The sequence below is a fragment of the Rhodopseudomonas sp. AAP120 genome (genome assembly GCF_001295845.1).
In the GTDB taxonomy this organism is placed as follows: domain Bacteria; phylum Pseudomonadota; class Alphaproteobacteria; order Rhizobiales; family Xanthobacteraceae; genus Rhodopseudomonas.
In genome coordinates, this window is the sequence record NZ_LJIC01000144.1 from 1 (window position 1) to 19,399 (window position 19,399).

15 protein-coding genes are annotated in these 19,399 nt (G+C 66.2%); 9 read left to right on the forward strand and 6 right to left on the reverse strand.

The window, feature by feature from the left end; all coding sequences use genetic code 11:
- Positions 1-286: 286 nt before the first annotated feature.
- Positions 287-1,951: an MFS transporter gene (locus IP86_RS21405; RefSeq protein ID WP_054164458.1), complete on the reverse strand. Its 1,665-nt coding sequence runs from the start codon at positions 1,949-1,951 to the stop codon at positions 287-289.
- 313 nt (positions 1,952-2,264) lie between these two features.
- On the opposite strand from IP86_RS21405, the gene IP86_RS21410 reads away from it, so the two are divergent.
- On the forward strand, positions 2,265-2,939 hold the full coding sequence (locus IP86_RS21410; RefSeq protein WP_054164459.1) for a response regulator transcription factor: 675 nt from the start codon (positions 2,265-2,267) through the stop codon (positions 2,937-2,939).
- Between the two features lie 171 nt (positions 2,940-3,110).
- Here the strand turns inward: IP86_RS21410 and IP86_RS21415 are convergent, their stop codons facing one another.
- From IP86_RS21415 to IP86_RS21435, 5 genes are all read right to left on the reverse strand, one after another.
- Positions 3,111-6,620, reverse strand: a complete 3,510-nt coding sequence (locus IP86_RS21415) for a PAS domain-containing hybrid sensor histidine kinase/response regulator (RefSeq protein WP_054164460.1) — start codon at positions 6,618-6,620, stop codon at positions 3,111-3,113.
- A gap of 271 nt (positions 6,621-6,891) precedes the next feature.
- Positions 6,892-8,121, reverse strand: a complete 1,230-nt coding sequence (hemA, locus tag IP86_RS21420) for a 5-aminolevulinate synthase (protein ID WP_054164472.1) — start codon at positions 8,119-8,121, stop codon at positions 6,892-6,894.
- A gap of 231 nt (positions 8,122-8,352) precedes the next feature.
- Positions 8,353-9,417, reverse strand: a complete 1,065-nt coding sequence (locus tag IP86_RS21425) for an MBL fold metallo-hydrolase (RefSeq protein ID WP_054164461.1) — start codon at positions 9,415-9,417, stop codon at positions 8,353-8,355.
- 152 nt (positions 9,418-9,569) lie between these two features.
- Positions 9,570-11,708, reverse strand: a complete 2,139-nt coding sequence (locus tag IP86_RS21430; protein WP_054164462.1) for a methyl-accepting chemotaxis protein — start codon at positions 11,706-11,708, stop codon at positions 9,570-9,572.
- 239 nt (positions 11,709-11,947) lie between these two features.
- Entirely contained in the window at positions 11,948-12,655 is a 708-nt protein-coding gene (locus IP86_RS21435; protein WP_054164463.1) for an outer membrane protein, read from the reverse strand.
- Positions 12,656-13,032: 377 nt separating this feature from the next.
- On the opposite strand from IP86_RS21435, the gene IP86_RS21440 reads away from it, so the two are divergent.
- The 8 genes from IP86_RS21440 to IP86_RS21475 all read left to right on the forward strand — a co-directional run bounded on the left by IP86_RS21440 (position 13,033) and on the right by IP86_RS21475 (position 19,236).
- A complete protein-coding gene (locus IP86_RS21440) occupies positions 13,033-13,230 on the forward strand; it encodes a hypothetical protein (protein ID WP_054164464.1) in 198 nt (65 codons plus the stop codon).
- A gap of 3 nt (positions 13,231-13,233) precedes the next feature.
- Positions 13,234-13,992: a metal ABC transporter ATP-binding protein gene (locus IP86_RS21445; RefSeq protein WP_054164465.1), complete on the forward strand. Its 759-nt coding sequence runs from the start codon at positions 13,234-13,236 to the stop codon at positions 13,990-13,992.
- Positions 13,993-13,995: 3 nt separating this feature from the next.
- Positions 13,996-14,868, forward strand: a complete 873-nt coding sequence (locus IP86_RS21450) for a metal ABC transporter permease (RefSeq protein WP_054164466.1) — start codon at positions 13,996-13,998, stop codon at positions 14,866-14,868.
- A gap of 4 nt (positions 14,869-14,872) precedes the next feature.
- On the forward strand, positions 14,873-15,790 hold the full coding sequence (locus IP86_RS21455; RefSeq protein WP_054164467.1) for a metal ABC transporter substrate-binding protein: 918 nt from the start codon (positions 14,873-14,875) through the stop codon (positions 15,788-15,790).
- 145 nt (positions 15,791-15,935) lie between these two features.
- A complete protein-coding gene (locus IP86_RS21460; RefSeq protein WP_054164468.1) occupies positions 15,936-16,985 on the forward strand; it encodes a CobW family GTP-binding protein in 1,050 nt (349 codons plus the stop codon).
- Entirely contained in the window at positions 16,982-18,001 is a 1,020-nt protein-coding gene (locus IP86_RS21465) for a WD40 repeat domain-containing protein (protein ID WP_054164469.1), read from the forward strand. The genes IP86_RS21460 and IP86_RS21465 overlap by 4 nt, the downstream gene beginning before the upstream one ends.
- 32 nt (positions 18,002-18,033) lie before the next feature.
- Complete coding sequence (locus IP86_RS21470) at positions 18,034-18,759, forward strand: MgtC/SapB family protein (protein ID WP_054164470.1); 726 nt, start codon at positions 18,034-18,036, stop codon at positions 18,757-18,759.
- A gap of 105 nt (positions 18,760-18,864) precedes the next feature.
- Complete coding sequence (locus IP86_RS21475; protein ID WP_156332583.1) at positions 18,865-19,236, forward strand: hypothetical protein; 372 nt, start codon at positions 18,865-18,867, stop codon at positions 19,234-19,236.
- Positions 19,237-19,399: the final 163 nt, after the last annotated feature.

Consider the following 19,399-nt stretch of genomic DNA (forward strand, 5'->3'; position numbering starts at 1 on the left):
GAGTGCCCTCACCCGGATCGCTCCGCGATCCGACCTCTCCCGCAAGCGGGAGAGGTGCGCCTCGCCGCGTGGCCGCAGCTACGAACAATTAGCTGACGCTTCAAGAAGTGTAGTTCGACCAATCCGCCCCGGATCGCAGCGCGCTCCCTCTCCCGCCTGCGGGAGAGGGCTGGGGTGAGGGTGAACCCAGGCACGATGCCGGCTAAAAACAAAACGGCCGCGGATTGCTCCGCGGCCGTTTGTATTCCGGGTAGAAGGTCCGGCGTCGCCGCCGGACCGCTGATCATCAGGTCCTGCTGATATCGACGTTCTTGGTCTCGGGCAGGAAGATCAGGCCGATCACCACGGTGATCGAGGCGAAGATGATCGGGTACCACAGGCCGGCGTAGATATCGCCGGTCGAGGCCACGATCGCGAAGGCGGTCGCCGGCAAGAGGCCGCCGAACCAGCCGTTGCCGATGTGGTAGGGCAGCGACATCGAGGTGTAGCGGATGCGGGTCGGGAACAGTTCGACCAGCATCGCGGCGATCGGCCCGTACACCATCGTCACGAACAGCACCAGGATGAACAGCAGCCCAATCACCGCGGCCGGTCCCGCCCGGAAGATGTCGAACGGATGCGCCATCTTGACGATTTCGGGGTTGCCGGCCTTCGGATAGCCCGCCGCCTGGATCGCCGCCAGCACTGCCGGGTTCGAAGTCTTGGCGTCGGTGTAAGGCACGTCGGTGCCGTTCACCACCACCTTGACGGGCGAGCCCGCCGGGGCCTTCGCGGTCGAGTACTTGACCGAGGATTGCGACAGGAAGGCGCGCGCGGTGTCGCAGGGAGCGGTGAAAACGCGGGTGCCGACCGGGTTGAACAGGTCGCCGCACTGCGCCGGATCCGCCACGACCTCGACCTTGACGGTCTCGATCGCCTTTTCCAGCGCCGGGTTGGCGTAGGAGGTGATCCCCTTGAAGATCGGGAAGAACGACAGCGCCGCGATCGCGCAGCCGGCCAGGATGATCGGCTTGCGGCCGATCTTGTCCGACAGCCAGCCGAAGAAGATGAAGAACACGGTGCCGAGCAGCAGCGACCAGGCGATCAAGAGGTTCGACGTGTAGCCGTCGACCTTCAGGATCGATTGGAGGAAGAACAGCGCGTAGAACTGGCCGGTGTACCAGACCACGCCCTGACCCATCACGCCGCCGAGCAGGGCGATCAGCACGATCTTGGCGTTGCCCCAGTTGGCGAAGGCCTCGGTCAGCGGCGCCTTCGAGCTCTTGCCCTCTTCCTTCATCTTCTGGAACACCGGCGACTCGTTGAGCCGCAGCCGGATCCAGACTGAGACGCCGAGCAGCACCACCGACACCAGGAACGGAATGCGCCAGCCCCAGGCGGCGAATTCGGGTTCGCCCAGGATGGTGCGGGTGGCCAGGATCACCAGCAGCGACAGGAACAGGCCGAGCGTCGCGGTGGTCTGGATAAACGATGTATAGTAGCCGCGTTTACCGGGCGGAGCATGTTCGGCCACGTAGGTCGCCGCACCGCCATATTCGCCGCCGAGCGCGAGGCCCTGCAGCAGGCGCAGGCCGATCAGGATGATCGGCGCCGCAATGCCGATCGTCGCCGCATTCGGCAGCAGGCCGACGATGAAGGTCGACAGACCCATGATCAGGATGGTGACCAGGAAGGTGTATTTACGGCCGACAAGGTCGCCGACCCGGCCGAACACGATGGCGCCGAACGGACGCACCAGGAACCCGGCTGCGAAGGCCAGCAGCGCGAAGATGTCACGGGTGGCGGGCGGATAGGCGCTGAAGAACTGCGCGCCGATGATCGCGGCGAGCGAGCCGTACAGATAGAAATCGTACCACTCAAAAACGGTACCGAGCGACGAGGCGACAATGACGAAACGTTCGTCCTTCGTCATCCCGCCGGACCGAACTGGCGTCGCGGCATAAGTCGACATTAGCAACTACCTCCCTCTGACAGTGAAACCATGCTGTTTTTCTTGTTCTTGCCGTGCCGCGGCAGGCGGACACAGTACGTTAGATGCAAGGTAACATCGCCGAGATTGTCAGGCATTACGACTTTCGGCCTGTGTTCCGGCTTCGTTCTTGCGCTTGCTCAATGTTTTGCGTCGCAAGTGAGGGCAGGATGGTACGCGAAGGCAGCTAAACGCCTTGCCAGCCGTCGACCTTTGGGGCGACACTTCATCCGACCTGCGCGCGCGCGGGCCTGATTGCGAGACTGTTGATTATCGCTTGCGCACAAGGGACATCATGAGCACGCCCGCCAGCACGCATTTGATCATCGCCGACGACCACCCGCTGTTCCGCGACGCCCTCCGGCTCGCCGTCTCCAGCGTGGTTCCCGGCGCGAAAGTCGGCGAAGTCGGTTCGTTCGAGGACCTCACCGCGCTGCTCGAACGCGACGGCGACGTCGACCTGGTCCTGCTCGACCTCAAGATGCCGGGCATCAGCGGGTTCTCCGGGCTGATCTATCTGCGGGCGCAGTATCCGGCCATCCCGGTGGTGGTGGTGTCGGCCAGCGACGATGTCGAGACGATCCGGCGGTCGCTGGATTTCGGCGCCTCCGGCTTCGTGCCGAAGCGGTTCGGCGTCGAGAAGCTCGGCGACGCGATCCTGCGGGTGCTCGACGGCGACGTCTGGGTTCCGCCGGATGTCGATCTGTCGGCCGCCGCCGATCCGGAAACCAGCAAGCTGCGCGACCGCCTGGTGACGCTGACGCCGCAACAGGTCCGGGTGCTGATGATGCTGTCCGAAGGGCTGCTCAACAAACAGATCGCCTACGAGCTTGGCGTCTCCGAAGCCACCATCAAGGCCCACGTCTCGGCCATCCTGCAAAAGCTCGGCGTCGAAAGCCGCACCCAGGCGGTAATCGCCGCCGCCAAAATCTCCGGCAGCCAATGGCGCCACGACGAGCCGGTGGCGTAGGGCTGCGCAGCCTCAGTTCCTCATGGTGAGGAGGCGCGCAGCGCCGTCTCGAACCATGCGGCGGCACGGCCCTCCCCGGGGGCGCTCATCCTTCGAGACGGCTGCTGCGCAGCCTCCTCAGGATGAGGACCTCATGCCTACGGCTTTTCGTATTCAAGCAGCGGCGCTTCTCTACTCCGCCGCTACGACCGACTGCTGCGCGTGCCATTGGTTCAGCAGGGCCCGCAGCGAGGCGGCTTTCACCGGCTTGTTCAGCACGGCGATTTCCTCCTGCCGGGCGGCGGCGCGGACGCCGGGGCTGCGGTCGGCGGTGATCAGGATCGCCGGCAGCTGGGCGCCGAACCGCGCGCGGATATCACGGATCGCCGCGATGCCGTTGCCGCGATCGAGGTGATAATCGACCAGCAGGCCGGTGATGCGGCGGCCGGCGGCCTCGATCGCGCGGATCGCGGCTTCCGGGTCGGCGACCGCGATGACGCTGGCGTCCCAGGTGGTCAGCAGCGTCTTCATGCCGTCGAGAATCGCCGGATCGTTTTCGATGCACACCACCAGGCTGCCGCTCATCGAGGCGCGCGACAGCGGCGTCGCGCTGGTGACCGCGGTGGTGTGATTGACGACTTCGGCGACCGGCACGGTAACCGAGAAGCAGGAGCCGCCGCTGCGATTGGCGTCGAGCGCGATGCCATGGTTCAGCACCCGCGCCAGCCGCTCGACGATCGACAGACCGAGGCCGAGGCCGCGGGCGATCCGCGCGCCCTGTTCGAGCCGGTGGAACTCCTTGAAGATCTCGCCGCGCTTCAGGATCGGCACGCCGACGCCGGTGTCGTAGATGCCGATCCGCAGCGACTGGCCCTGCCGCCGGCAGCCGACCAGGACGCGGCCCTGCGGGGTGTACTTGATCGCGTTGGAGATCAGGTTCTGCAGCAGCCGGCGCAGCATCAGCCGGTCCGACTGCACCGGCAGCGAGCACGGCACGAAGCTGAGCCGCAGCCCCTTGGCGCGCGCCGCCGGCGTGAACTCGATTTCCAGCGAGCGCATCAGATCGCCGATCACGAAGTTCGACAGCGACGGCGTCATTGCGCCGGCATCGAGACGCGAAATATCGAGCAGCGCGCCGATGATCTCCTCGATCGCCTCCAGCGACTCGTCGATGTTCTCGACCAGCCGCGAGTCCTCGCTGCCGTGCTGGCGCTCGACCAGACTGGTGGCGTAGAGCCGCGCCGCATTGAGCGGCTGCAGGATGTCGTGGCTGGCGGCGGCGAGGAAGCGCGTCTTGGAGATGTTGGCTTCCTCGGCGGTGCTCTTGGCGAGGGCGAGCTGCGAGTTCAGTCGCGTCAGTTCCTCGGTGCGTTCGCGCACGCGCCGTTCCAGCGTGGCATTGGCGCGCTCCAGCGCCTCGGCGGCTTCGAAGCTCGGGGTCACGTCCGAGAAGGTGATCACCAGGCCGCCGTCCGGCATCCGGTTGGCGCGGACCTCGATCACCAGATGGCGGTCGTGCAGCCGCTCCAGGAACGGCTCGCCCTCGGTGGTGTAGGACGCCAGCCGCATCTGGGTCTGCGCCTCGGCATCGACCTGGCTGCCGCTGGTGGTGGCCAGGAACTCGAGGATTTCGATCAGCGGGATGCCGATCTGGACGATGTGCGGCGGCAGCCCCAGCAACTCGCCGAACTGCCGGTTGGAGCAGATCAGCTGCAGATTCGGATTGAACACCGCGATGCCCTGGCGGACGTGGTTCAGCGCGGTCTGCAGGATTTCGCGGTTGAAATGCAGCGCCGCGTGGGAATCGTCGAGCAGCTTCAGCGCGGCCTCGGCCGACACCGTGCGCTTGCGCAGCAGCAGCGACAGCACCAGGCGCGACGATGCGGCGCCGATCGACGAGGCGATCAGGTGCTCGGCGTGTTTCAGCAGTTCGAAATCCGCCGGCGCGGTCGGGTCGAGCGTCAGTCCGCGGCCGATCGCGAAGGTCCGGAACGATTCCCGGGCGCGCTCGGGGCCGAGATACTGGCCGACTGCGCCGAGGATGTCCTGCACCGTCACGGTGGTGCGCCAGCGCCGAAACGCCGGGGTCATCGGAGTCAGCGTGTCGGGCACGAAGACTTCCGCCTGCAGCCGGTCGATCGACGACGGCTGGCTCAGCAGCGACAGCGCCACATAGACCAGCAGGTTGAGCGAGAGGCTCCACACCACGCCATGCACCAGCGGCGGCAGGTCGGCGCCGAACAGCGCCTGCGGCCGCAGCGCTTCGAGGCCCCATGGTCCGTGCTGCAGCAGCAGCAGCCCGGTGGTGCTGCTTTCCATGAAGCTCGGGATGAACAGCGTGTAGGCCCAGACGACGAAGCCGACGATCATGCCGCCGATCGCGCCCTGCGCGGTGGCGCGGCGCCACACCAGGCCGCCGAAGAACGCCGGCGCGAACTGCGCGATCGCCGCGAAGGACAACAGGCCGATCGCGGCGAGCTGGGTGTTGCCGAGGGCGCGGTAGTACAAATAAGCGAGGATCAGGATGGCGAAAATCGCGACCCGCCGCACCGTCAGCAGGAACGTGCCGAAGCTGCGCTGGTCGTTGCGCGGCGCGCCGTGGCGCTTCAGCACCAGCGGCATCACCAGGTCGTTCGATACCATCACGGCCAGCGCGACGCATTCGACGATCACCATCGCGGTCGCGGCCGACAGGCCGCCGATGAACACCGCGACGCTGAGCAGCGGCGCGTTGGCGTCGATCGGCAGCGCCAGCACGAACATGTCGCTGTCGACCGCGCCGAACGGAAACCGCACGAGCCCCGCCAGCGCGATCGGGATCACGAACAGGTTGATCAGCACCAGATACAGCGGAAACAGCCAGCGGGCGCGGCTGACTTCGGCGTCGTTGGTGTTCTCGACCACACCGACATAGAACTGCCGCGGCAACATCAGGAAGGCACAGAACGACAGCGCCGTCATGGTCACGAAGGTGGCCGGCGACGGCGTGGATTCCAGCGCCCGCATCGCCTCCGGCATCTTCATCGCGTGGTCGATCAGGTCGGCGGGGCTGAACATCCAGAAGGTGACGAAGATGCCGGCGGCGAGAAACGCCACCAGCTTGACGATCGACTCGGTGGCGATCGCCAGCATCAGGCCGTGCTGATGCTCGGTGGCGCTGGCCCGCCGGGTTCCGAAGAGAATGGCGAACAGCGCCATGGCCAGCGCGACGATCAGCGCGATATCGCCGACGATCGGGATGTCGGCGATGTTGTGGTCGTCGCCCAGGATGGTCTGCAGCGACGACGCCACCGCCTTGAGCTGCAGCGCGATGTAGGGCACCGATCCGACGATCGCGATCAGCGCCACGGTGGCGGCGACGCGCTGGCTCTTGCCGTAGCGCGCCGCGATGAAATCGGCGATCGAGGTGATGTTCTGCGACTTCGCCAGGCGGATCACCCGGCGCAGCAGCGGCGTCGCCACCGCGATCAGCAGGATCGGGCCGACATAGATGGCGAGGAAGTCGGCGCTGGTGCGGCTGGCGAAGCCGACCGAGCCGAAGAACGTCCAGGAGGTGCAATAGATCGCCAGCGACAGCGGATAGATCAGCCCGCCGGCGCGCTCGCGCTGCTGCTGCGACAGCCGGTCGCCGATGCTGGCGACGTAGAACAAAAACCCGATATAGGCGAGCGCGGCTGCGATCACGCCCCAATCGTGCAGCATCGCGGTCGTGCTCCCTCGCGTCAGGCTTCAGCCGCCAACCGGCCGGAAACTCCCGGCGGATCGGATGCCGGTCTGCGGGAGCGCTCGGAGCTTATCCGAGCTCAGCCCTCGTTTGTATCAGAACCTGAGCGGTGGATTACGGAGGTGCCGCGTGGTTCGCGGGCCAGCTTTCACAGCGTGCGCAGTGCCCAAAACGCGAAGGGGCGCCGGCAACCGGATTGTCCCGGTCGCGGGCGCCCCGCCGAAAAACGATGCGCAGTCGCGCGGCGAATTACTCTGCCGCGATCGCCTTGGCGCCGAGCGGCAGGCCGAGCTGGCCCCAAACCGAGACCAGCGCTTCGGCCAGCGCGTCGATCAGCTTGTCGTCGTGATACGGCGACGGCGTGATGCGCAGCCGTTCGAGGCCGCGGGCGACCGTCGGGTAGTTGATCGGCTGGATGTAGATGCCGTGCTGCTCGAGCAGCAGGTCGGACGCCTTCTTGCACTTCTCGGCATCGCCGACGAACACCGGCACGATGTGGGTGTCGGTCGGCATGACCGGGATGCCGGCGGTGTTGAGCACCGCCTTGACGCGCGCGGCGCGGTCCTGATGGCGCTCGCGCTCCCAGGTCGAGGCGCGCAGATGCTTGATCGCGGCGGTCGCGGCGGCGCAGATCGGCGGCGGCAGCGCGGTGGTGAAGATGAAGCCCGGTGCGTAGGAGCGCACCGCGTCGATCACTTCGGCCTTGCCGGCGATGTAGCCGCCGAGGCAGCCGAACGCCTTGGCGAGCGTCGCCTCGATGATGTCGATCCGCGCCATCACGCCGTCACGCTCGGCGACGCCGGCGCCGTGCGGGCCGTACATGCCGACCGCGTGGACTTCGTCGCAATAGGTCATCGCGTTGTACTTCTCGGCGAGATCGCAGATCTTCGCCAGCGGGGCGGTGTCGCCGTCCATCGAGTACAGGCTCTCGAACGCGATCAGCTTCGGCCGGTCGGGGCCGGCGGCGATCAGCAGCTCTTCGAGATGCGCGACGTCGTTATGGCGCCACACCACGCGCTCGCAGCCGGACTGGCGGATGCCTTCGATCATCGAATTGTGGTTGAGCGCGTCGGACAGGATCAGGCAGTTCGGGATCAGCTTGCCGAGCGTGGACAGGCCGGTCTGGTTGGAGACGTAGCCCGAGGTGAACAGCAGCGAGGCTTCCTTGCCGTGCAGCGAGGCGATTTCCTGCTCGAGCTGCACCAGCGGATGATGCGTGCCGGCGATGTTGCGGGTGCCGCCGGCGCCGGTGCCGATGCGGGTGGTGCTCTCGACCATCGCGCCGATCACCTTGGGGTGCTGCCCCATGCCGAGGTAATCGTTCGAGCACCAGATCACGACATCGCGAGGACCGGAATTGGAGTGCCAGATGGCGTGCGGGAACCGGCCTGCGATCCGTTCGAGATCGGCGAACACGCGGTAGCGACGCTCGTCATGCAGGCGGGTGAGAGCGTCCTGAAAGAACTGATTGTACTGCATCGCGATGACCTGATTGGAACGGCGGGGGTCGAACACCGAAGGTTTCGAGGGACCATGCGGCCATATGTGACCGCATAATTAGAACTCTTCCACCGACGCTGTCGAGGCGCAATTGGACCATTTGTCTGCGCCTGCAGCGACCTATACTGCGCTTCGCGCAGGTCAAAGCTTGATGAAGATCAATGAATTGCCGCCGGAGGTGATTTGTCCGGCATCATTCGGACAGCGCCGTTAACTGCTCTTGAACCTCAACACGCCGTCGCCGCTCTCGGCCAGCGTCAGCCGCCCTTCTGCCAGCATGTAGTTGACATGCGCGATCAGTTCGCCGGCGGCAAAGCCGGTCTGATGCGGATCGAGCACGTGCTTGTGGAACACCACCGGGACGAGCTGAGCGGAGGTCTTTGGTGCATCGCGGCACGCGTCGGCGATCACGCCGCAGCGCTCCTGGTGATGATCGGCGAGCTGCTTGATGCGGATCTTGGCGCCGTAGAACGGCAGGCCATGGCCGGGAAGTACCAGCACGTCGTCCGGCAGTGCAGCAGAGATCGCGGCCAGTGATTTCAGATAAGCGCCGAGCGCGTTCTCCTCGGGCTCGTGCGCCCAGACGCTGACGTTCGGCGAGATCTTGCTGAGCACCTGGTCGGCGGAGAGAAACAGCTTTTCGGCAGCGCAATACAGCATCACCTGGTCGGGCGAATGGCCGGCGCCGGTGAACACGCGGAATGTCCGCGCGCCGATCTGGATGTCGTCGCCGGCGCTCAGTCGGCGATACGCGGCGGGCAGCGGCACCGTCTTCTTCAGATAGTCCTGGCCGCGACCGAGCAGCTGCGCGGTGATCGCCTCGTCCATGCCATGACGCTGGAAGAACTCGCGCGAATTGACGACGCGCTCTTCGGTGCGGCGGTTCTGGTGATAGACGCCCTGCAGATACTCGATCTGCGACATATAAAAAGGACAGCGGAAGCGCTGCACGATCCAGCCGGCCATGCCGACGTGGTCGGGATGCGCGTGGGTGACGATCACCCGGCTGATGCGGAAGCCCTTCAGCGCGCCGGCGAACAGCGTCTCCCACGCCTCGATGGTGGCGTCGTTGCCGAAGCCGGTATCGACCATCGCCCAGCCGTCGCCGTCGGCGAGCAGATAGATGTTCACGTGGTTGAGCCGGAACGGCAGCTTCAGCCGCAGCCACAGCACGCCGGGTGCGATCTCGACGACCTGGTCCGGGCCGGGGTGGCTCTCCAGCGGAAAGCGAAGGTCGTCGTGCGGGTGGTCGAGGGCGTCGTTTTTCTTATGCATTTGGCGCAGGCTCCCACACCCGGCTTAACCGGGCAAGCCCGCAGGCGCCAGCCGAAAAACCGCAGGCGCCACCTGCTGGGATCGTGGACCGCCACATGAAAAAAGGCCGGCGCCCCACAGGGCGGCCGGCCTTAAGATCGTGATACGCGGGATCAGGCCGCCCGGATGCTAACCAGGAAGCTGTCGATCTCGCCGCGCAGCAGATCGGCTTCCTGACGCAGCGCCCCGGACGCCGCCAGCACCTCGGAGGCGGCCGAGCCGGCCTGGGTCGAGGCGGCGCTGACGCCGACGATATTGCCGGAGACTTCGGTGGTGCCGCCGGCGGCCTGCTGGATGTTGCGGGCGATCTCGCGGGTCGCCGCGCCCTGTTCCTCGACCGCGGCGGTGATCGCGGTGGTCACCTCGTTGATCGACGTGATGGTCTGGCTGATGTTGCGGATCGCCCCCACCGCCGAGGTGGTGACGCCCTGCATCGCGGCGATCTGCGACCGGATCTCCTCGGTCGCCTTGGCGGTCTGGCTGGCCAGATCCTTGACCTCGGCCGCCACCACGGCGAAGCCACGGCCGGCGTCGCCGGCACGGGCCGCCTCGATGGTCGCGTTCAGCGCCAGCAGGTTGGTTTGTGACGCGATGCTCTGGATCAGGTCGATCACCGCGCTGATCCGCTCGGCGTTCTCGGCCAGGCCCTGCATGGTCGAGTCGGTCGAGCCGGCTTCCTGCACGGCGCGATTGGCGATCTCGGCCGAGGTCGTGACCTGACGGCTGATCTCGTTGATCGACGAGGTGAGCTGGTCGGTGCCGGAGGCCACGGTCTGGACGTTGACTGAGGTCTCCTCGGCCGCGGACGCAACCGCAGTGATCATGGCGCTGGAGCGCTCGGCGGTGGTCGCCATGCTCTGCGCCGTCTCCTGCATCGCATTGGTCGAGGCTTCCAGCTTGGCCATGGCGGCCCGCACGGTGGCCTCGAACTCGGCGATTCGCGCCTCGATCCGGGCGGTGCGCTCGGCCTTGGCGGCCCGGTCCTTGTCCTGCTCGTCGCTCAGCGCCCGCGCCTTGATCATGTTGTCGCGGAACACTTCGAGCGATTCGGCCATCACGGCGATCTCGTCGCGGCGGTTGCCACGGTCGATCGCGGTGTCGAGATTGCCGGCCGACAGCGACTGCATCGAGCGCTGCAGGCCGCCGATCCGCCGCAGGATGCTGCGGCCGACATAGAGCCAGACGAACAGCGCCGAGCCGATCAGCGTCAGCGCGCCGAGCCCGATCATGATCTGGGTCGACAGCGTGATCTGCTGCTGGGCTTCGGCGGCCGCGGAGGTCGTGGCGGTGCGGACGCTGTCGACCAGCTGCTTGACGCTGATGCCGAGGCCGACATTCAGCTTGCGGGTCTCGTCGAGGATCAGGTCGCCGTAATCGCTGGCGTCGAGTTCCTTCTGGCGCATCTTGAAGATGCTGGTCTTGCCCTCGCCGAGCGCCAGCAGCTTCTGCGCCGCCGCCTTGATGGCCGCGGTGGTTTCGCCGGCCGGAAGCGCGTCGAGATTGGAGTTGACCTGCTGGCTTGCCTCTTTAAACGAAGTCTCCACCGGCTCGAGCGCGTCGGAGTCGCGCGCCGACAGCGCCGCCATCAGGTTGGAGGCGGCGAGATTGCTGAGCGCGATCACGTTGCCGAGCTGGTCGATTCGGCGACCGGCCTCCGTGGCGTCGTCCTGCGATAGGTTGGCCGAGGACAGCACCGCATTCATCTGGGTTTGCGCGTTCAGCATCGCCGGATTGGCGATCGCGATGAACTCGTCGTGCGACTTGCGCAGCGAATCGTAGACCTTGTTGTGGGTCTGGGCGAGATCGAGCCGTTCCTGCGCGGCGGCGCCGAGGCTCCGGATCGTGTCCGCGATGTTACGCAGCGTCTCCGACATCGCCGCGACCACGGCCTTGTCGGACCCGTAATTGGTGAGTTCGGCAAGCTTTTCGGAGGCGAGGCTCTGGGCCTGCCTCATCTGCGTGGCGCGCTCCTTGAGCTGGTCGGGCGTCGCCGACACCAGCAGCATCGGCGCCAGGCTGGCCAGCCGCTCGCTTTCGGTCGCCAGCTGCAGGCTCGCGGTGAGTTTCGGGATATCCCGGCCGCTCAGCTCCGTCATCACGACGCCGAGGCCGCGCAGGCTGACGCCGGCGCCGGCGCTGATCAGGATCGCCATGCCGGCGATCACCGCAAAGGCTGCGAACAGACTGCCGCGGATCCCGAATTGCGGCATGCGAACGCGCGCGCGCGCGCCCTTTCCTTGTCGTCCAAACATTCCCGCCCCCAAACGCTTCCACTCTATCTGTGCCGGTGGTGTGACCAGGCTGAGTGCACTATCGGGGTAGGGCGTTAATTTTTGTGCGTTTTTGGGCGTATCGTTTTGAACAATTTGCCCGGGAAATTCCTAGGTCTTCGGCAAGCACGTGGCCGGAGCCGCGTGGCACGGAGCAAAATAAAAAGGGCCGGCGCGAGGCCGGCCCTTCTCAACCCCCGAGAGGGTAATCTCAGAAGAGATCAGTACTTGGCGACGACCGGGCCACCCCAGTTGAAGCGGTAGTTCAGGCCGGCCTTGACAACGTGCTCGTCGTTCTTGGCGGTGAAGCCCGGAGCGAGGGTGACGTTGCCGAAGTCGTAGTACTGGTACTCGATCTTGCCCGACCAGTTCGGAGCGAACAGGTATTCGAGACCGCCACCAACGGTGTAACCGTCGGTCTTGCTGTCCACCGCGACGCCGACGCCGTTGAACGTCAGGCTCGAGGAGTAGTCGGCGTAGGCCCAACCGCCCTTGACGTAGAGCAGCGCCGGACCCCAGGTGTAACCGAGACGGCCGGTGACCGAAGCCAGGCCGCGCTGGTTGTCGGCGTACACGAAGGTACCGCCAACGCCCGGGAAGCTGACCGACTGGTTGGTGCCGCTCAGCCAGGAGTACTGGCCTTCAACACCGAGCACCCAGTTCGGGGCGAACTGCCAGTCGTAACCAGCCTGCACACCGCCGAGGAACTTGCCATCGTTGCTGGCAGTGACGCCGGTGCCGATGCTGTTGTCGCCGCTGAACGCACCACCGATGTGACCACCGATGTAGAAACCGGTCCAGTTGTAGATCGGGGCCGGCGGCGCATAGGCCGGGGCCTTCGTGTACGGGCGGGCCGCGAGGTCGGCGGCGAGGGCCGGAGCCGCGCCGAGGGCGACCAGCGCGACGGTGCCGAGAAGGATCTTTTTCATTGTGGTTCTCCAGGAGTCTTCAACAGAGGCGACGTGTGTCGTCGCCGTCTGCATCTGGATTTAGCGCGGTCCTGCGTAAAAAGCTGTCACCGGGAGGCAACAGTGAGGGTCGAACTAACCACATGAGTTTCAACAATTTTTCTTGCTTAATGGAACCTAAAAGAAACCTTAAATCTGCCTTAATCGGGTTCCCCAAAAATTGCTCAGGAACCGTGCATTTTCGTCGATTTTAACGGTGCTGCTCATGGTTAAGGCATGGGGAAACTAGTCCGGAGCGTCCTTGCGTGACGAAGATACCGCGCGCGGTTGATCCAGTCGCGCATTTTGCTGTTATACTGTAACAGAGGCCGCCAGGGTCTCGCACGCGAGCGGTCAAAATGGACGTTTCAAGCCCCGATCTACCGCACTCCGCGGCCGCCAAGTCCGTCCATATGCATGTTCACGGCGCCGATTTGCCGCACCCGGTGCAGGCGCCGCCGTGGTCGATCCTGCGGATGACGCTGGCGGCGCGTTTGGCGGCGGCCGTGGCGGTGAGTGCCGTGCTGTGGGCGATCGTCCTGCTGGCAATGAGGTGACCCGTGGCCGCACAGCTCCGTTTTAATAATGTCACATTGGGCTACGACCGCCATCCGGCCGTCCATCACCTCTCCGGCGAGGTCCCGGCTGGGGCGTTGCTGGCCGTCGTCGGCCCCAATGGCGCCGGCAAGTCCACTTTATTCAGGGGCATCGTCGGCATTCTCAAGCCGCTGGCGGGGGCGATCGATCGGAGCGGTCTCGACGTCCGCGATATCGCCTATTTGCCGCAATCCGCCGACATCGACCGTAGCTTCCCGATCTCGGTATTCGATTTTGTCGGCACCGGGCTGTGGCGCAGCAGCGGGCCGTTCGGCGGGCTCGGCAAGGCGGCGCGGACCAGGATCGTGCAGGCGCTGGGCGCGGTCGGCCTGTCCGGCTTCGAGAATCGCAACATCGGCACGCTGTCTGGCGGCCAGACCCAGCGCATGCTGTTCGCCCGGGTGCTGCTGCAGGATGCCCGCGTCATCGTGCTGGACGAGCCGTTCAATGCCGTCGATGCCCGTACCATCGACGATCTGGTCGCTCTGGTCGGCCGCTGGCACGCCGAGGGCCGCACCGTGATCGCCGCCCTGCACGACATGGATCTGGTCCGGGCCAGTTTCCCGGAGACCTTGCTGCTGGCCCGCACCGCGGTGGCGTGGGGCCCGACCGCGGAGGTTCTGACCGCTGCCAATCAGGCTGAAGCGCGGCGGATGTGCGAGGCGTTCGACGACGGCGCCGCGGCCTGCACCGCCGACGTGCCGCCATCACGGGCTGCGTAGTTCATGTTGATCTATCAGGCGCTGATCGCGCCCTTCACCGAGTTCGAATTCATGCGCCGGGCGCTCGCCGGCGTGATCGCGCTGTCGCTCGGCGGCGCGCCGATCGGCGTGTTTCTGATGCTGCGGCGGATGAGCCTGGTCGGCGACGCGATGGCACATGCGATCCTGCCCGGCGCCGCGATCGGCTTCCTGTTGTCGGGACTCAATCTGTTCGCGATGACGTTCGGCGGACTGATCGCCGGCTTCGCGGTGGCGATCCTCGCCGGCGTGGTGTCGCGCGTCACCGAATTGAAGGAAGACGCGTCATTGGCGGCTTTCTATCTGGTGTCGCTGGCGCTCGGCGTCACGATTGTCTCGATGAAAGGCACCAATATCGACCTGCTGCACGTGCTGTTCGGCAACATCCTGGCGATGGACGATCGCACCCTGCTGGTGATCACCTTCAACGCCACGCTGACGCTGATCGTGCTCGCCGTGATCTATCGGCCGCTGGTGATCGAATGCGTCGATCCGCTGTTTCTACGCACGGTGAGCCGCGCCGGCGCGCCGGCGCATCTGGCCTTCATGGCGCTGGTGGTGATCAACCTCGTCAACGGCTTCCACGCGCTCGGCACGCTGCTGGCGGTGGGCTTGATGATCCTGCCGGCCGGCATCGCCAAGTTCTGGGCGCGCGATATCACCGGCATGATGATGGTCGCTGTCGCCAGCGCGATGCTGTCCGGTTACGCGGGCCTGGTGCTGTCGTTTCTGACCCGCGTGCCGTCGGGGCCGGCGATCATCCTGATCGCGGCGCTGCTGTATCTCGCCTCGCTGCTGTTCGGCCGGAACGGCGGCGTGGTGCGCAAGCTGTTCACCGGCCGACACCTCGAGGCCTGATGCCATGATCCGGATTGCCGTCGTCGTTCTGTCGCTGCTGGCCGCGGCACTTCCCGCACGTGCGCAGGAGCGCATCGGCGTGGTCGCCAGCTTCTCGATTCTCGGCGATTTCGTCCGCAGCGTCGGCGGCGACCGCGTCGCCGTGACCACGCTGGTCGGGCCGACCGGCGACGTCCACGTCTACACGCCGTCGCCGCGCGACGCCAAGCAGATCGCCGATGCCAGGCTGGTGGTCGTCAACGGCCTCGGGCTGGAGGGCTGGCTGCCGCGGCTGGTGCAGTCCTCGGGCGGCAAGGCGACCATCGTCACCGTCACCAAGGGCATCAAGACGCGCGAGGCCGACGAGGGCGGCGACGCCCACGGCCACAGCCACAGCCAAGGCCATGGCGACGAACACACCGATCCGCACGCCTGGCAGTCGGTGCCGAACGCCAAGATCTACGTCGCCAATATCCGCGACGCCCTGATCGGCGCCGATCCGGCCGGCGAGGCGACCTATCGGGCCAATGCCGAGGCGTATCTGGCCAAGCTCGATGCGCTGGATCGCGAGGTGCGCGAGCAGGTGGCGAAGATTCCGGCCGGCGCCCGCAAGGTGATCTCGACCCACGACGCATTCGGCTATTTCGCCGACGCCTACGGCATCACCTTCATCGCCCCGCAGGGCGTCTCCACCGAATCCGAGGTCAGCGCCCGCGACGTCGCCCGGATCATCAAGCAGATCCGCGCCTCCAAGATTCCGGCGGTGTTCCTCGAGAACATCAGCGACCCGCGGCTGATCCAGCGGATCGCCGCCGAGACCGGCGCCAAGATCGGCGGCACGCTGTATTCCGACAGCCTGACCGCCGAAAACGGCGATGCCCCCACTTACATTGACATGGTCAGGCACAATATAAGGACGCTGACGAGCGCCCTCGCCGGTTAGGCGGGCTCGTCCCGCCCGATCCCGCGAGGTCCGCCGTCCGGCGGGCCGCGCTGCGGATGGCGGCCCCGTTTCCGGCCCCGTCCCGTGATCACGCGCGCAGCCGAGCGCGCCGCGGGTCCGGGCCCTGCGCTGGAGAGCCTGCCTGATGTCGACTGCGTCCGCCGCCTCGAAGATCCCCGTCACCGTGCTCACCGGCTATCTCGGCGCCGGCAAGACCACGCTGCTCAACCGCATCCTGTCGGAGAATCACGGCAAGAAGTACGCGGTGATCGTCAACGAGTTCGGCGAGATCGGCATCGACAACGACCTGATCATCGGCGCCGACGAAGAAGTGTTCGAGATGAACAACGGCTGCGTCTGCTGCACGGTGCGCGGCGACCTGGTCCGCATCCTCGGCGGTCTGATGAAGCGCAAGGGCAAGTTCGACGCCATCATCGTCGAGACCACCGGCCTCGCCGATCCGGCCCCGGTGGCGCAGACCTTCTTCGTCGACGAGGACGTGATGGCGAGCTCGCGGCTCGACGCGGTGGTGACGGTGGCCGACGCCAAATGGCTGAGCGACCGCCTCAAGGACGCGCCCGAGGCCAAGAACCAGATCGCGTTCGCCGACGTCATCGTGCTGAACAAGACCGATCTGGTCAGCAAGCCGGAACTGCTCGAGGTCGAGGCCCGCATCCGCGCCATCAACCCCTATGCCAAGCTGCATCCGACCGAGCGCTGCCAGGTCGCGCTCGCCGACGTGCTGGAGCGCGGCGCGTTCGATCTCGACCGTATTCTGGAGATCGAGCCGGAATTCCTTGAAGCCGACGACCACGATCATCACCATGATCACGACCACGGTCATGATCACCATCATCATCACGACCATGGTCACGGCCTGAAGCACTATCACGACGAGGACATGCAATCGCTGTCGCTGAAGAGTGACAAGCCGCTCGACCCGTCGAAATTCATGCCGTGGCTGCAGCAGCTGGTGCAGACCGAGGGCGGCAAGATCCTGCGCTCCAAGGGCATCCTCGCCTTCGCCGGCGATGACGACCGCTACGTGTTCCAGGGCGTGCACATGATGCTGGAAGGCGATCATCAGCGTCCGTGGAAAGACGGCGAGCCGCGGCAGAGCCGCGTCGTCTTCATCGGCCGCGAACTGCCCGAGCAGATGATCCGCGACGGCTTCGCCAAGTGCATCGTGCAATGAGCGGCTTCGAAGCTTCGGGCGAGGCGGCCTCGATCGCCTCCGTCACTGATCGCGTGGTGGACGTTGCGACCGGCGGCGGCGTGACCGCCGTGCACTTCCTCGGCGACACCGCGGTGTTCGTCGGCGCAGAGGAGAATGCGACGCTGGCGACGCTCAAAGGTGAGACCTCCACGGTCGCGCTGCATGGCGGCGCGGTGCTGAGCGCGGTGACGGACGGCAAGCGTCTCGTCACCGGCGGCGACGACGGCAAGGTGGTGCAGCTCGATGCCTCCGGCAAGGCGGAGGTGCTGGTCACCGACGCCAAACGGCGCTGGGTCGACAATGTCGCGCTGCATCCGGACGGCGCGGTGGCCTGGTCGGTCGGTAAGATCGCTTTTGTCCGCGCGCCGAAGGCCGAGGAGAAGTTCTTCGAGGTGCCGTCCACGGTCGGCGGACTCGCTTTCGCGCCGAAGGGGATGCGGCTGGCGATCGCGCACTACAACGGCGTGACGCTGTGGTTTCCCAACATGGCGGCCAACGCCGAGTTTCTGGAGTGGGCCGGCTCGCATCTCGGCGTGATGTTCTCGCCGGACAACCGCTTCCTGGTCACCGCGATGCACGAGCCGGCGCTGCACGGCTGGCGGCTCGCCGATTCGCGGCACATGCGGATGACCGGCTATCCGGGCCGCGTGCGCTCGATGGCCTGGACGGTGGGCGGCAAGGGCCTCGCGACGGCCGGCGCCGATGCGGTGATCGTCTGGCCTTTCGCCAGCAAGGACGGCCCGATGGGCAAGGAGCCGGCGATGCTGGCGCCGCTGCAGGCCCGCGTCAGCATGGTGGCGTGCCATCCGAAGAACGACATCATGGCCTGCGGCTACAGCAACGGCACCGTGCTGATGGTGCGGCTGACCGACGGCGCCGAGATCCTGGTCCGCCCGACCGGGCCGGCGCCGATTTCGGCGCTGGCCTGGAACCCCAAGGGCACGCTGCTGGCTTTCGCCGACGAAGAGGGTGCGGCGGGCATTCTTCCGCTGTAAGAGAAAGCCGGTTCCAAAGACCGGCGGTTCTCATGCGCTTCCTCGCGACCTTCCAGACAACTGATTTCTTCGACACGCTGGTCAGCCTCGCCGTCGCCTTCGTGCTCGGCATGCTGATCGGCGCCGAGCGGCAGTACCGCACGCGCGCCGCGGGTTTGCGCACCAACGTGCTGGTCGCGGTCGGCGCTGCCGCCTTCGTCGATCTGGCGATGCATCTGGCCGGCGCCGACGGTGCGGTCCGGGTGATCGCCTATGTGGTGTCGGGCATCGGCTTTCTGGGTGCCGGCGTCATCATGAAAGAGGGCATGAACGTCCGCGGCCTCAACACCGCCGCGACGCTGTGGAGTTCGGCCGCAGTCGGCTGCTGCGCCGGCGCCGATCTCGCCGCGCAAGCCGTCGCGCTGACGGTGTTCGTGATCGCCGGCAACACGCTGCTGCGCCCGCTGGTGAACGCCATCAACCGCATCCCGTTCGACGAGCGCACCTCCGAGGCGACCTATTCGGTCCGGCTCACCGCCGGCAGCGCCGCGGCCGACAGGTTGCGCGACGAACTCGAGGAGCGGCTCGAACAGGCCGACTATCCGGTCGCGGATGTCGAGGTCGAAGCGGTGGAACACGGCGACGAGGACAAGGTCGAGATCGTCGCGACGCTGGTCTCCACCTCGGTCGAGCCTGACGAACTCGATGCGGTCGTGGCCGATCTCGAGCGTCGCCCGGACGTCGACCACGCCAGCTGGGAGACCAGCACTAAAGATTGATTCACTTTGTCGCTAAATACGCCCGGTCGTTCCCCGCCTGCGGCGCTGGAACCCGGAACGATGGTTGGCCGCCCTGGTTGTCCTCTCGTGCAAGGGATGAGGACAATGATCCAGATCGACAAGCAAAGCGGTTTGAAGCGGGATCTGCTGCTCGCCGGAGTCCTGATCGTCGCCGGCGTCGGCGTTTCCGGCATGGCCCTGACTCAGGTCGACCACAGCGGCCGGCTGCAATTCGCCCACGCGGTGTCGCACCAGGTCGCGCAGGCGACGCCGCAGCCGCCGCAATCCACTCCGGGCGCCGAGAGCAAGCCGGCGGCGCCGTCGCCGGACACCAACAAGTCGGACGCCCGCCCGCACGACATTCCGCCGCAACCCGCGCGCCCGGATTCCGATGCCGTGCAGTCCGGCGCCAAGCCGGCTTTGCCCCCTGCGCCGCCCGAGAAAGTCGGCGAACCGATTCAACCGAAGGGCGGCTAACCGCCGCCACCAAGAAACGCTCAACTACCACCTCACCGGGCTCGCATTTGCGGGCCCGGTTTTTTGTGATCAGTTTTCGGATGCAAAGTCGCGCCCCGCGCACAGCGCACCTCTCCCGCTTGCGGGAGAGGTCGACGCGCGAAGCGCGGCGGGTGAGGGCACT

Coding starts and splice junctions, on each gene's coding strand:
- IP86_RS21465 (WP_054164469.1), top strand. CDS start 16,982: ATGAGCGGCTTCGAAGCTTCGGGCGAGGCGGCCTCGATCGCCTCCGTC.
- IP86_RS21415 (WP_054164460.1), bottom strand. CDS start 6,620: ATGCTGCACGATTGGGGCGTGATCGCAGCCGCGCTCGCCTATATCGGG.
- hemA (WP_054164472.1), bottom strand. CDS start 8,121: ATGCAGTACAATCAGTTCTTTCAGGACGCTCTCACCCGCCTGCATGAC.
- IP86_RS21440 (WP_054164464.1), top strand. CDS start 13,033: ATGGACGTTTCAAGCCCCGATCTACCGCACTCCGCGGCCGCCAAGTCC.
- IP86_RS21460 (WP_054164468.1), top strand. CDS start 15,936: ATGTCGACTGCGTCCGCCGCCTCGAAGATCCCCGTCACCGTGCTCACC.
- IP86_RS21450 (WP_054164466.1), top strand. CDS start 13,996: ATGTTGATCTATCAGGCGCTGATCGCGCCCTTCACCGAGTTCGAATTC.
- IP86_RS21475 (WP_156332583.1), top strand. CDS start 18,865: ATGATCCAGATCGACAAGCAAAGCGGTTTGAAGCGGGATCTGCTGCTC.
- IP86_RS21470 (WP_054164470.1), top strand. CDS start 18,034: ATGCGCTTCCTCGCGACCTTCCAGACAACTGATTTCTTCGACACGCTG.
- IP86_RS21435 (WP_054164463.1), bottom strand. CDS start 12,655: ATGAAAAAGATCCTTCTCGGCACCGTCGCGCTGGTCGCCCTCGGCGCG.
- IP86_RS21425 (WP_054164461.1), bottom strand. CDS start 9,417: ATGCATAAGAAAAACGACGCCCTCGACCACCCGCACGACGACCTTCGC.
- IP86_RS21405 (WP_054164458.1), bottom strand. CDS start 1,951: ATGTCGACTTATGCCGCGACGCCAGTTCGGTCCGGCGGGATGACGAAG.
- IP86_RS21455 (WP_054164467.1), top strand. CDS start 14,873: ATGATCCGGATTGCCGTCGTCGTTCTGTCGCTGCTGGCCGCGGCACTT.
- IP86_RS21410 (WP_054164459.1), top strand. CDS start 2,265: ATGAGCACGCCCGCCAGCACGCATTTGATCATCGCCGACGACCACCCG.
- IP86_RS21430 (WP_054164462.1), bottom strand. CDS start 11,708: ATGTTTGGACGACAAGGAAAGGGCGCGCGCGCGCGCGTTCGCATGCCG.